Source organism: Oceanicola sp. 502str15, from assembly GCF_024105635.1.
GTDB lineage: Bacteria > Pseudomonadota > Alphaproteobacteria > Rhodobacterales > Rhodobacteraceae > Vannielia.
This window is the reverse complement of record NZ_WYDQ01000001.1, coordinates 3,179,142-3,191,650: the sequence shown is the minus strand read 5'-3', so window position 1 is coordinate 3,191,650 and position 12,509 is coordinate 3,179,142. Positions and strand designations below refer to the sequence as shown.

The following is a 12,509-nucleotide window of genomic DNA, read 5'->3' as shown; positions in this document are numbered from 1 at the left end:
GGGGGAGAACCCGGGGCCGTTCTCTTAGGCGCGTACTTCCAGTTTTCCGGGGCCGGGCGGAAACTTCCACGCCAGCAGGCAGCCTGCGGCCAGTATGAAGGCGTGCGGGAGCAGAACGTTGGGGAAGAGAAACACCGGCAGAACTTTTTCGCCGATAGTTCCGGCCCAGTCGCCGATGATCGCGAAGCCCTCACCGCATTCGGCTGACAGTCTCTCGAGTTCGCGCAGGCGGGGGAGGTAGGCTCGCTGGTAGGTCTTCCAGAGGCCGTCGACAATGTAGAATGGCACGGTGGAGAAGGCGGCAAGGAGCAAGGCGATGCGGCCGTTCTTCAGGATTGGCTGGCTGTAGGCCGAGAGCATCGCCGCCAGGCCAACGGTGACAGACCAGCCTTTGAGCGTGAGGGCATGCCCGTCAAAATCCGCATAGGCGCCGAAGAGCAGTTGATACTCGTTCCAGATCAGATCGCATGACATCGAAAGCCGCCCTCCGATTTGCACTAAAGCCGGGAGGGGCGCGTGGCGCAACCAGCGGGCCGCGGCTTTGCGGTTGCGCGATCTACCGTCTGGTGGAAGTTTGCCCGGGCAACAGGAGGAATGTGATGCGGATCATCGTGCACGGAGTTGGTGCAATCGGAGGAGTCGTGGCGGCGGCTCTGTCGTTGAGCGGGCAGGAGGTGATCGGCATCGCCCGCGGGGGAATGCTGGACGCGATCCGCGCCAAGGGCCTGCTGCTCGACAGTGAGCGCGGGCATGAGGTGGCGCGGTTTCCCTGTGTCGGTCATCCGAATGAGATCAAGTTTCGCGAGGACGATGCCGTTCTGCTCTGTGTGAAGGGGCAGGACACCGCAGGAGCTCTGGCCGATCTGCGGTCGGCGGGGCTGAACCGGCAACCCGTTTTCTGTTGTCAGAACGGAGTAGCCAACGAGCCTTTGGCGCTGCGGTTCTTCCCGAATGTGCATGCCGTCACGGTCATGATGCCTGCCAGCTATCTGGAGCCGGGGGAGGTTGCGATCCACTGTCAGCCGAGCTTCGGGATCTTCGACCTGGGGCGCTTCCCGTCGGGCCATGATGAAGCAGATCTGGCCATGGCAGCGGCGCTGGAGCGGGCCAATATTCCGACGTTGGTGCGCGATGACGCCATGGCTCCGAAGTATGGAAAATTGCTTCTGAACCTCGGGAACATTACCGGTGCCCTTCTGCCCCATGGTGCCGATTGCAAGCCGTTCGATGACCCGCTCCGCGAGGAGGGGAAGGCGGTGTTGGCGGCGGCAGGCATAGGCTGGGCCGACGTAGGCGATACCGAACGACGGCGCATTCATATGAAAGATCGTGAGAAGGCTGCGCAGGGTCGTGGCGGAAACTCGACAGTTCAGAGCCTGGCCCGGGGCACAGGTAGCGTCGAAACCGATTATCTCAACGGGGAGATTGTTGCCCTTGCGCGGACCTGCGGCGTGGAAGCGCCCCTCAATGAGCGGATTCAGTTGCTGTCTGTCGAGTTGATGGCGCGAGGTGGCCAGCCGGAAAGCCTTACCGAGGATCAGCTACAGGAAAAGCTCTTCGGCTAAGGCGTGCGGTGGATGGCGCCCCGCGAGTGTTCGCGGAGCGCCGGCTTTCTCAATGCTTGAACCGTTTGATCTCGCCGGACTTGAGCCGGGAGACATAGCTGTTCACCTCACGCTTGACGATCGGCATCAGCAGGTAGAGCGCGATGATGTTCACGATCGCCATGGAGAAGAGCATGGCATCGGAGAAGTCGATCACCGGGCCGAGGTTGGCGGCGGCACCGATCACGATGAAGATGCAGAAGATCACCTTGAAGAGCACCTCGGTCGTGCCGCCTTCCCCGAAGAGGTAGGTCCAGGCCTTCAGCCCGTAGTAGCTCCACGAAATCATGGTGGAGAAGGCAAAGAGCACCACGGCCACGGCCAGAAGCACCGGGAACCACGTGAAGGCCTTGGCGTAGGCTGCAGAGGTGAGTGCCACGCCGGACACATCACCTTCGGTCGCGATCCGCCCGGCTTCGGCGTTCCAGATATAGAGGCCGGTCTCGGGATCGACGTTCAGAACGCCGGTGATGACGATCACGAGGGCGGTCATGGTGCAGATGACCACGGTGTCGATGAAGGGTTCGAGCAGGGCAACGTAGCCCTCCGTCACCGGCTCCTTCGTGCGCACCGCCGAGTGGGCGATGGCGGCAGAGCCGATGCCGGCCTCGTTGGAGAAGGCTGCCCGGCGGAAACCCTGGATCAGGGCGCCGGTAAAGCCGCCCAGCACACCGAGACCGGTGAAGGCGCCCATGAAGATCTGCCCGAAGGCCCAGCCGATCATGTCGAAGTTCATCAGCAGAATGATGACCGACACGCCCACGTAGAAGATGCCCATGAAGGGCACGACCTTTTCGGTGACCTTGGCGATCGACTTGATGCCGCCGACGATGACCGCAAAGGTGACAATCGCGAGGACGAAACCGGTGATCCAACCGGGGTAGTCCCCGATCACGCCGGCAAGTTGGGCGTGAGCCTGGTTGGCCTGGAACATGTTGCCGCCGCCAAGCGCGCCGAGGATGGTGAAGATGCAGAACAGGACGGCAAGAAACTTGCCGCCCGGCAGGCCGCGCTCGGAGAAACCCTTGGTGATGTAGTACATCGGGCCGCCGGAGACGCGCCCGTCGGGGTACTCGTTGCGGTACTTCACACCCAGCGTGCACTCGGTGAACTTGGTCGCCATGCCGAAGAGGCCCGCGACGACCATCCAGAAGGTTGCGCCCGGTCCGCCGATCCCCACGGCGACCGCAACGCCGGCGATGTTGCCGAGGCCCACGGTTCCCGAAAGGGCCGTGGCGAGAGCCTGGAAATGGCTGACTTCACCAGCGTCGTTCGGGTCTGAATAGTCGCCCTTCACCAGCCGGATCGAATGGGCAAACCCTTTGAGCTGGATGAAGCCGAAATAGAACGTGAACACCAATGCGCCGACGACAAGCCAGAGCGCGATCCACGAAAAGTTGGTGCCCGGAAGGGGTGCGAAGATGAAGGAGACATACCAGCCGGTATAGTCCGCGAAGATTGTGTTGATGGTTTCGTCAATGCCCTGTGCCAGCGCCGGGAAGGGCGCGAAGATTGTGGCGAGAAGAGCGGCGAGTGCTTTTTTGAATGTCATCTGTCTGTCTCCGTCGCTCAGGGCACGATTACGGTGGGAACGGGCGCAACCTGTGCGAGCCCTATGGGCACCGAGCCGAAGACCCGTGCAGCGATGGATTGCGAGCCGGCGCGTCCGACAAAGATCATAGAGGCCCCTGTCTCGCTCGCGATCTCGACGATCTTGTCGACGACGCTGCCGTACCGAAGTTCGCACCTGGCTTCGAGGCCGGCGGCCTGCGCCCTGGCAACGGCCGGATCGAGCACGATTTCCTTCGCGCGCGACATCTCCTGCTTGCGACGACCGTGACGCTCTTCGATTTCTTCGGGCGTGAGGAAGCTGTAGGGCGACCACTCCAGAATATGCACGATAAGCAGACTGGCGCCGTCCTTCGAGGCGCGTTCCATGGCGTAGTCGAGCGTGGGCGTATCGCCTTCTTTGCCCTCGTACGCCACAATGAATGTCTCTGAACTCATTGAATATCCCCCGTGATTTTACATCTGTCGATCCCATCTCAATTCCCCGAAAAACGCAGGTTTCGATGGGCCACACTATGAGCCTGTGCGATACGTCACAGTTTTGTCACGGAATTTCTGGGGCAATTGGCGGGATTTCGGCAGTGTCTCGCCTGAATGGCGGGCATTTGGAAGCGTCACGCAATATGTCGCCTGACAACGGCTTGACCCAGCGTTCGGGGCATTTTTCCTTTGCCGCCATGGGGCTGTTGCGTATGTTTCAACGCAACGGCGGGAGAACTCGCCGGAGTGCCACCATGCGAGGGAGTGAAGCATTATGGGCAAGAGAGACGAGTTGATCGCGAAATATGCCGACGATCTGAAAAACAAATGCGGGATGACGCCCGACATGGACTTGCTGACGAAAGTCACCATCGGCTGCGGCCCGTCCATCTATAACGATGATGCTTCCACGGTTGCCGCGAGCCAGAAGAGCGAGTTGGAAACGATCGAGAAGAACTTTCTGATCAAGAAACTCGGCCTGAAAGCCGGGCCCGACCTGATGGCCGGTATCGAGAAGGCGATCGAGACCTACGGCAAGTCGGACCGCAACAAGTATCGCGCGGTCTTTTATTATCTGCTCGTGAAGCAGTTCAAGAAAGACTCCGTTTACAAGTAAGGCGGCCAGAACCCGCCGATATCGTAAACGCTGAAGACAATTGTGGCGGTGCCGCCAAGGCTCTGCCATTCAATGGGGCAACCGCCGAATGGTGGTTCCGTCTTGTGTTACAGATACTTGACCTCCTTGGGCCCGATGCGACGGCGCATCCTCGAGCGGCGCGTAACGCGCGGTGTTGGTTAACGTGACACACTCACTAACCTACTGTAAATAAGACAGTTTTCGGAACGCAACGTTTGCCTTCTTGCCCGAACTGAGGTAGAAGATTGGCAAGCGAACGGTCAGGATGACCCGGGACATACCAGATACGAGCGGTGCGATTGGGAGCTCGTGGGAAGATGGAGGGTCTCGAGGGGTCGAGGCCCTCCATGTTGTTTCAGGGCCGCCATTTGCACTCTGCCTGGATATATGACGACGGTGAACTTGGCTCCAGCGGTGACGCCACCACGAGCCTGCCGTGGTGGAGCTTTTCCAAAACCATAATAGCCGCCTGCGCCCTGCACCTCGCAAGAGAAGGACGGCTCGATCTGGATGCCGCGGCGCGAGGGCCATGGACCCTACGCCAGCTGCTGCAACACCGCGCCGGAGTGCCCTGCTATGGCGGCTTGAAGACCTACCATGACGCCGTGGCGCGACGCGATGTGCCGTGGAGCCGGGCGCGGCTGATGTCGGAGGTCGGCGAGGTCCCGAATTTCGCGCCGGGAGAAGGCTGGGCCTATTCCAACGTGGGTTACATGCTGGTGCGCGAGGAGATTGAGGCCGTCGCGAGCTGTGACATTGGCGCCTTGGCGACGGAGCTCTTTGGAGCGCGGCTGGGCCTGTCGACGATGCGACTGGCCAAGACCCCCGAAGATTTTGCCCATGTGCCCGGGGCAGATGGGTATCACCCCGACTGGGTCTATCATGGCTGCTTCATGGGGTCGCCGATGGATGCGGCGACGCTCGTGGCCGCCTTGGTTGACGACCTTCTCGACGAGGGCGTGCATCCGTTGGGGGGAGGCATCGAAGGCCGGCCCTGGACCGAAACGGCCTACGGTCTCGGGTTGATGGCGGGACGGGCGGGGGCGCTGGGCCGGGCGACGGGGCATGCGGGTGTCGGACCGTTCTCCTGCTGCAGCATTACCCGTTTCAGCGATGTGTCGCGCCCTGTGAGTGTTGCGGTGTTTGCGGAAGGGTCGAACGAGGCGATCCCGGAATGGGAGGCGGTCCGAATTGCGCGGGCCTAGGCCGATGCGCACCCTAGCGCGCCGGTTCAGAACAGTCCGAGGACGAGACCGATCACGGTAGGCCCGAGCACCGAATAGCCGCCGTCCAACAGGGTCAGTTCGCGTTTGCGGTTTGCATAGGCATAGTTCATCGCGACCCAGGGGGTGATCATGAAAAGCCCTATTCCGAGGCCGACCAGCGCCGACTTTCCCACGCCCTCGATGCCCGCCATCACCAGTATGTGCCGCAACATCCCGGCCACGAGCAGCATGGCGATGCCGGAGATCACGAAGGGCATCGGTGAAAATTCCGCCACCGGCTTGCCGCTCTCGTCGCAGGGGATCTCCGCCGCCGCCAGCCATGGCTTGGAGAGGGAAATGTACCACGCCGCGCCCACGGCGAATCCTGCGATTGCGGCGACCAGAACAGCGATAAATCCCATGACGATCCCTCCGATGTGTCGGAAGTATGGGGTAGATCAGGCTTTCTGGGAATACCCGCCAAGGGCACAGATCACCTGCCACTCGGCCTCGGATACGGGCTGGACCGACAGGCGGGTGTTGTTGACGAGCACCATCTCGGCGAGCGAGGGCTCTGCCTTGCAGTCGGCAAGGGTCACCGGTTTGGGCATGGGACCGACTGCCTTGATGTCGACGCACTCCCAGCGCTCGTCATCGGTGGTGCTGTCGGGGTGCGCTTCGGCGCAGACCTCGACGACGCCGACGATCTCCTTGTCCTTCTGGGAATGATAGAAGAAGCCGAGGTCACCCAGCTTCATCTCGCGCATGTGGTTGCGTGCCTGATAGTTGCGCACGCCATCCCATTCTTCACCGGCGTCGCCCTTGGAAACCTGGTCGTCCCAGCTCCACGTGGACGGTTCGGATTTGAAGAGCCAATAGGCCATGTGTCACTCCCTCGTCAGCGGGCGGGAGAGGAGCACCGCCATGGCTTCACCCGCAGAAAGGGTGCCCGTGGTCAATGCGGCCACCGCCTCAGTGATCGGCATTTCCAGTTTTCGCCTGCTGGCAAGCCGAAGGGTTGCCTCGGCGGTTGCGATGCCCTCGGTCGTCACGCCGGCAGGGGGCGTCTCGCCACGACCAAGCGCCAGCCCGTGCCGAAAGTTGCGGCTTTTCTCGGAGGTGCAGGTCAGCGCGAGGTCGCCGAAGCCGGACAGCCCCGCGAGGGTTTCCTTCTTGCCACCGAGGGCGGAGGCGAGCCGCGAGATCTCGGCAAATCCGCGCGTCATCAGCGCGGCGCGGGCGCTCTCGCCAAACCCCGCTCCGATGCAGGCGCCACATGCGATAGCGATGACATTCTTGAGCGCGCCGCCCAGTTCTGCCCCGATCGGATCAGTCGACAGGTAGAGCCGTAGGGTGCTGGTGGAGAGCGCCGATTGCAGCATTTCGCCTGTGCGCTTGTCGGCGCAGGCCAACGTCAGCGCCGTGGGCAACCCGCGGGCAATATCGACAGCAAAGGACGGGCCGGTGAGGATGGCAGGGATTGCCTTCCTGGCGGCCCCCTCGATGATGCCGGTTGGCCCCTTGGCACGCTCCAGGTCCACACCCTTGCAAGCGGCCACCACGCAAGACTCCCCGATATGTTCGCGGTAGGTTTCGAGCAGCCCGGAAAGGGTTTGCATGGGTGTTGCCATGATGAGGATCGGCGCGGCGAAGGCACCGTTGTCATTCACCACGGCCAATTCGGGAGGCAGGGCCACACCGGGGAGGCTTTTTGCATTCTCCCGGGTTTCGTTCATGACGGCGGCCTGTTCCGGGTCACGCGCCCAGAGAGTCACGGTCGGCCCGTTCTCGCCCGCCAACTGGCTTGCAAGTGCTGTGCCAAAGGCACCGGCCCCGATCACGGAAATATCGCTCATGCCTTTGCGCCTTTCTTGCCGGAGCCGAGCATTGGAGTAGCGGCTCTGTCAAGCGGCCAGCGCGGACGGGCCGAAAGGGTCAGGTCATCCGCCGGTGCTCCGGACCGAAGCAGTTCGATCCCGGCCCAGGCGATCATGGCGGCATTGTCGGTGCAAAGGGCTAGCGGCGGGGCGGTAAACCGGACGCCGGCCTTCTCGGCCTCGCTGGCCAGAGCCGCGCGGAGGACATCGTTGGCGGCAACCCCTCCGGCCACCGCAAAGGCGGGTTCGCTGGGCGACAGGGCGAGGTAGGCCTGTAGGGCGCGCGATGTCTTTGCGGCCAGCACGTCGCGGATGGCGGCCTGAAAGCCGGCGGCAAGATCATTGACGTCTTCTCGCATCAATCGGCTGCCGTCCTGCAGCACCGAGTCGCGGGCGCGGAGCAGGGCGGTCTTGAGCCCGGAGAAGGACATATCGCAATGCGCCTCCCGCAGCAGCGGACGGGGCAGCGCGAACCGGTCCTCATTTCCCTGCAGGGCCGCTTGCTCGATTGATGGACCGCCCGGTTGGGGTAGGCCGAGCAGGCGGGCGGACTTGTCGAAGGCCTCCCCCGGGGCATCGTCAATCGTGCCGCCGAGCCGTTCGAAGCTGTCGGGTCCGTGGGCAATGAGAAACTGGCAATGACCGCCGGACACCAGCAAAAGCAGATAGGGAAAGGCGAGGGCGTCGGTGAGGCGTGGGGTCAGGGCATGGCCCGCGAGGTGGTTGATTCCGAGGAGCGGCAGGCCGGTGGCGGCAGAAAGACCCTTCGCGCACATCACGCCAGACACCACGCCGCCGATCAGCCCGGGGCCGGAGGTGACGGCGATGGCATCGAGACCGTCCAAAGCAACATCGGCATTCTGCAGTGCGAGCTCTACCATCAGGTCGAGCCTTTCGGCATGGGCGCGTGCGGCGATTTCGGGGACCACGCCGCCGAAGGCCGCGTGCAGATCGGTCTGACCCGAGACCTCGGAGGAGAGCACATGCGCGGCGCCATCCCACCGCAGGACTGCGGCGGCTGTGTCGTCGCAGCTCGATTCTATCCCGAGAACGGTCAGGGTGCTCATATCTTGCCTTTTCAGGGGTCGCACGGCATCACCACCTCAGATGGCTGAATGTTGTTATCCCGCCGGGTGCGGCTTGTGAACCGCCTGCCCGTATTGCTAACCCGCCCGGCGCGGGGCAACGGGGAATTTGCGGAAGCCTTGCGCGGGGCCCTTGGGGCCGTCGAGATCATCGAGAACCCGTTGCTCGAGATTGTGCCGCTGGAGCCGGTTGAGTTGCCCGGGCCGGAAGACGGGGTGATCTTCACGTCCGCCCGCGCCGTGGAAGTGTTCTCGAACTGGCAAGAAGGCGCCGGGCGGCGGGCCTGGTGCGTGGGAAACCGGACAGCGGAAGCCGCGCGCGAGGCGGGGTTTGCCGCGGTGGCGGGCGACGGTGCGGCTGCGCATCTGCCGGCCCTCCTCGGTCGTGAAGACACGGTGCCGCCGCTCTGGCACCTTCGCGGTGTGCACCAGCGCCGGGACGTTGCGGCGGAGTTGCAGGCGCTGGGCTACGACTGCCGCAGTATGATCATCTATGACCAACGGGCGTTGCCTCTGGCGGCGCAAATCCGCACCCGTCTCGAGGCCGGCGAGGCCATGGTTGCCCCCCTCTTCTCACCTCGTACCGCAGGGCTATTGGCCGCAGAAGTCAAAAACATGGGTGCGAATCTCCGGGTTGTGGCGTTGAGTAGTGCGGTGGCCGATAAATGGCCCGCGCCCTCGGCCGTGGCAGAGCGCCCAGACGCGGCAGCCATGCTTGAAGCAGTGCGGCGGGAGGTTGGTTGAGCGGCTGCATCCGTCAGGCTAGGGTGGCATGCGGCAGTGCGGCGAAGTGACGAGAGGAATGCAAGTGGCGGGTTCGGACGACAAGTCGGAAGAAACAAAGGGCGAGACCGCCAAAGACGAGGCCAAGGCGCCTGCCGTCAAACGGAATAGTCGCAAGAGCACGGCAAGCAAACCCGCCGCTTCGACGACGAAAAAGGCCGTTGAGCCGAAGGATACCAAGCCCGGTGACGCTGACCCCAAGGGGGCGAACGACAGCAATGCAGCACCTGAACCGGTCGAGGCCAAGGATGCGCCGTCTGGCGATGTGACTAAATCCGATGCAGCATTTAAACAGTCCGAGCCGCTCAAGCCGGGACCGACGGACAAGGGATCGGAAGAGCCAAAGAGCGAGCCCGGTGGGGAGCCCGATGCGAAAGTCGAGGCAGAGCGCAAGGCTGAAGCAAAGCCATCGGAACCGAAAACGCCCGCTTCTGTCCCCGTGCCGGTGCCCACACCTGAACGATCCGACTTCGTGCCGATGCTTCTGGGCGGAATCGTCGCCGGGCTGATCGGTTTTGCAACGGCCTGGTATGTCTGGGGCCGAGAGGATACCAGCGCGGAGCTTTCCGCGAAGGTCGACGCGCAGGCCGAGTCGGTTGCGGGACTCGAGGCGTCGATCGCGGGCATGGCCTCTTCGGAAGAACTTTCGGCAGTGGCCGAACGTCTGGCAACGCTGGAATCCACCCCTGCGGCCGACACCGGCGCGACCGATGCCACGATCGCCGCCCAGGCAGAGGCGCTTGCGGCGCTGTCTTCGCGCATTGAGGCGCTCGAGAAGGCGCCCGTGGAAGGGTCTGCGGATCCGGCTGCGCAAGCGGCCTTGGCGGCATATGGGCGGGAAGTCGAGGCGTTGCGCAAGGAAGTCACCGACCAGATGGCGCAGATGAACGCAGCCCTGGAGGCGGCAAAGGAAACCGAGGCTCAAGCCGCCGCGCGGCAGGAAGAGGCCGCCGCCGCCGCCGCACGCGCTGCCGAACAACGCGCCCTTCTTGACGTGCAGCAGGCGCTGGAAACCGGTGCACCTTATAGCGAGGCGTTGGGCCGCATCTCCTCTGCGGAGATTCCGGAAGGGCTTGCAGGGCCAGCGGCCGATGGTGTGCCGACGCTCGACTCTCTCAAGGCGAGTTTTGCGCCCGCCGCCCGCGAAGCCCTCAAGACCGCCCGTCAGGAAACGGCTGGTGAAAACGGCGGGGGGTTCGGGTCCTGGGTGACACGGCAGGTCGGCGCCCGCTCGCTGGAGCCCAAGGAGGGCGATGACCCGGACGCCGTGCTATCTCGCGCGGAATCTGCTCTAAACGCCGGTGATCTCTCGACGTCCCTCTCCGAAATCGCAGCCCTCCCTCCGGGTGGGCAAGAGGCTATGGCCGGCTGGGTCGCCAAGGCCAGCCTTCGAAATGATGCCGTGTCCGGGGCCGATGCCCTGTCTGCCACGCTGACAAGTAACTAGGAGAAGCAGACGAATGCTCTGGTCGGTTCTCAAGATCCTGTTCTTTGTGGTGATCGTTGCGGCGTTGGCGCTTGGTGCCGGCTTCGTAATGGAAAACGGTCCCTCGGTGCTGCTGCGTGTCGGCTCCATCGAGTTTGCGCCCTCACCGCTCGTAGCCATCATCTGCGCCCTGCTACTGCTGCTCGCGGTCTGGCTCATCCTGAAGCTCGCCGGCCTTCTGGTGGCGGTTGTCCGCTTTCTCAATGGCGATGAAACCGCGATGAGCCGCTACTTCGACCGCCACCGCGAGAAGCGCGGGTATGAAGCGCTCTCGGAAGGCATGATGGCGCTGGCGTCCGGCGAGGGGCAATTGGCCCTGACCAAGGCCAACCGGGCGGAGCGTTACCTTGGAAAGCCGGAACTGACCCGGCTGCTCACGGCGCAGGCGGCGGAGCAGGTGGGCGACAGGAAGACGGCGGAAGAGGCCTATAAGGCGATGCTCACCGACGACCGCACCCGCTTTGTCGGGGTGCGTGGGATCCTGAAGCAGAAGCTTGCTGACGGAGACACCGAGACAGCGCTGAAGCTGGCCGAGAAAGCCTTTGCCATGAAGCCGGGCCACACTGAAACGCAGGATACCCTGTTGCAGCTGCAGGCTGGGCAATCTGACTGGGCCGGTGCCCGGAAGACCCTGAGTGCGAAGCTGAAGCATGGCTCCTTGCCGCGCGATGTGCACAGAAGGCGCGACGCGGTTCTGGCGCTCTCGGAAGCCAAGGATGTGATCGAAGAGGGCGGCACCATCGAGGCGCGTGAAGCCGCGATTGAGGCCAACCGTCTGTCTCCCGATCTGGTGCCTGCCGCGGTCATGGCGGCACATGGCTACATCGCCCAGGACAAGCCGAGGTATGCCACCCGCGTTCTGAAGAAGGCATGGGATGCCCAGCCGCACCCCGACCTTGCCGCTGCTTTCGCCGCCATTCAGCCTGATGAAACGCCTGAGGCACGCCTGAAACGCTTCCAGCCGCTCCTGCGCTCGCACCCCGAACACGAGGAAACGCGGCTTCTGGCCGCCGAGTTGAACCTTGCTGCCGAAGATTTTCCGGCGGCCCGCAAGGCGGTTGCCCAGATTGCCAGTGCAGAGGGGGCCAATGCACGAGCCCTTACCATCATGGCAGCCGTCGAGCGTGGCGAAGGGGGTGACGATCACGTTGTGCGCGCATGGCTAGCCCGCGCCGTCACCGCGCCGCGCGGTCCGGCATGGGTGTGTGACAACTGCCAGAACATCCACGGGCACTGGGCACCAACCTGCGATAACTGCGGTGCCTTCGACACGCTCTCCTGGCGCGAACCGCCGCGCAGCGAGGTGTCGATGCCGGGTGGCGTTGAGATGCTGCCCCTTCTGGTCGGCCCCGCGCCGAAACCGGAGCCGGAAGACGCCCCTGTGGTGTTGCACGAGGGTGAGGTGGAAGATGCCGAAACGCTGGAAACCGAAGATGACGGGCCGGTGGAAGAGAAGGCAAAATAGGGCTGGCCCGATGAGGGCAAGCGCGGTATAGACCGCGCCGGTCGCCGCTGTAGCTCAGCTGGTAGAGCACGTCATTCGTAATGATGGGGTCGGGGGTTCGAGTCCCTTCAGCGGCACCAGATTCTTCAGGCAAGTATCTGCTTTAGCCACCGTCCTTTGTGGGCGGTGATTTGCGGTGCTTGGGCCGTGCGACGATCCCATCACTTCACGATACGGCATGGGGCCGTTAACCCAGTTCCTTGATCGCTGGAGCAAGCAGAGGCGTGAGGCGATCGGTTGATAAATTGACACGCAAAATAAACTGCAATAAATGTTGCA

13 protein-coding genes and 1 tRNA gene are annotated in these 12,509 nt (G+C 63.3%); 7 read left to right on the top strand and 7 right to left on the bottom strand.

Going from position 1 to position 12,509, the window contains the following annotated elements; all coding sequences use genetic code 11:
- Window positions 1-24: 24 nt before the first annotated feature.
- Window positions 25-474, bottom strand: coding sequence for a hypothetical protein (locus GTH22_RS15690; RefSeq protein WP_252946458.1), 450 nt, complete (start codon window positions 472-474; stop codon window positions 25-27).
- 125 nt (window positions 475-599) lie between these two features.
- Here GTH22_RS15690 and GTH22_RS15685 point away from each other — a divergent pair, with 125 nt between their 5' ends.
- A complete protein-coding gene (locus tag GTH22_RS15685) occupies window positions 600-1,565 on the top strand; it encodes a ketopantoate reductase family protein (protein ID WP_252946457.1) in 966 nt (321 codons plus the stop codon).
- A gap of 49 nt (window positions 1,566-1,614) precedes the next feature.
- Here GTH22_RS15685 and GTH22_RS15680 read toward each other — a convergent pair whose 3' ends face one another.
- Together GTH22_RS15680 and GTH22_RS15675 are read right to left on the bottom strand one after the other, a co-directional pair.
- On the bottom strand, window positions 1,615-3,156 hold the full coding sequence (locus tag GTH22_RS15680; protein ID WP_252946456.1) for a sodium:alanine symporter family protein: 1,542 nt from the start codon (window positions 3,154-3,156) through the stop codon (window positions 1,615-1,617).
- A gap of 17 nt (window positions 3,157-3,173) precedes the next feature.
- On the bottom strand, window positions 3,174-3,611 hold the full coding sequence (locus GTH22_RS15675) for a universal stress protein (RefSeq protein ID WP_252946455.1): 438 nt from the start codon (window positions 3,609-3,611) through the stop codon (window positions 3,174-3,176).
- Window positions 3,612-3,927: 316 nt separating this feature from the next.
- Between GTH22_RS15675 and GTH22_RS15670 the strand changes: the two genes are divergently transcribed.
- Window positions 3,928-4,269, top strand: coding sequence for a DUF2853 family protein (locus tag GTH22_RS15670; protein ID WP_252946454.1), 342 nt, complete (start codon window positions 3,928-3,930; stop codon window positions 4,267-4,269).
- A 389-nt stretch (window positions 4,270-4,658) separates the two neighbouring features.
- Window positions 4,659-5,495 (top strand): serine hydrolase, encoded by an 837-nt coding sequence (locus GTH22_RS15665; protein WP_252946453.1) that lies wholly within the window; start codon window positions 4,659-4,661, stop codon window positions 5,493-5,495.
- Between the two features lie 26 nt (window positions 5,496-5,521).
- On the opposite strand, the gene GTH22_RS15660 is transcribed toward GTH22_RS15665, so the two are convergent.
- Genes GTH22_RS15660 through tsaD form a run of 4 tightly spaced genes read right to left on the bottom strand, consistent with a single transcriptional unit; the run spans window position 5,522 to window position 8,439 of the window.
- The gene (locus GTH22_RS15660) at window positions 5,522-5,917 is read right to left on the bottom strand and encodes a DUF1761 domain-containing protein (protein WP_252946452.1); all 396 of its coding nucleotides are present in this window, start codon (window positions 5,915-5,917) and stop codon (window positions 5,522-5,524) included.
- A 36-nt stretch (window positions 5,918-5,953) separates the two neighbouring features.
- Complete coding sequence (locus tag GTH22_RS15655) at window positions 5,954-6,379, bottom strand: EVE domain-containing protein (protein ID WP_252946451.1); 426 nt, start codon at window positions 6,377-6,379, stop codon at window positions 5,954-5,956.
- Between the two features lie 3 nt (window positions 6,380-6,382).
- Entirely contained in the window at window positions 6,383-7,351 is a 969-nt protein-coding gene (locus tag GTH22_RS15650; RefSeq protein ID WP_252946450.1) for an NAD(P)H-dependent glycerol-3-phosphate dehydrogenase, read from the bottom strand.
- On the bottom strand, window positions 7,348-8,439 hold the full coding sequence (gene tsaD, locus GTH22_RS15645; RefSeq protein WP_252946449.1) for a tRNA (adenosine(37)-N6)-threonylcarbamoyltransferase complex transferase subunit TsaD: 1,092 nt from the start codon (window positions 8,437-8,439) through the stop codon (window positions 7,348-7,350). Before tsaD ends, GTH22_RS15650 begins: the two co-directional genes overlap by 4 nt.
- A 48-nt stretch (window positions 8,440-8,487) precedes the next feature.
- Here tsaD and GTH22_RS15640 point away from each other — a divergent pair, with 48 nt between their 5' ends.
- From GTH22_RS15640 to GTH22_RS15625, 4 genes are all read left to right on the top strand, one after another.
- Window positions 8,488-9,201 (top strand): uroporphyrinogen-III synthase, encoded by a 714-nt coding sequence (locus tag GTH22_RS15640; protein ID WP_252946448.1) that lies wholly within the window; start codon window positions 8,488-8,490, stop codon window positions 9,199-9,201.
- 58 nt (window positions 9,202-9,259) lie between these two features.
- The gene (locus GTH22_RS15635; RefSeq protein WP_252946447.1) at window positions 9,260-10,687 is read left to right on the top strand and encodes a hypothetical protein; all 1,428 of its coding nucleotides are present in this window, start codon (window positions 9,260-9,262) and stop codon (window positions 10,685-10,687) included.
- 13 nt (window positions 10,688-10,700) lie between these two features.
- Entirely contained in the window at window positions 10,701-12,191 is a 1,491-nt protein-coding gene (locus GTH22_RS15630; RefSeq protein WP_252946446.1) for a heme biosynthesis protein HemY, read from the top strand.
- Window positions 12,192-12,234: 43 nt separating this feature from the next.
- A tRNA-Thr gene (locus GTH22_RS15625) sits at window positions 12,235-12,310 on the top strand.
- Window positions 12,311-12,509: the final 199 nt, after the last annotated feature.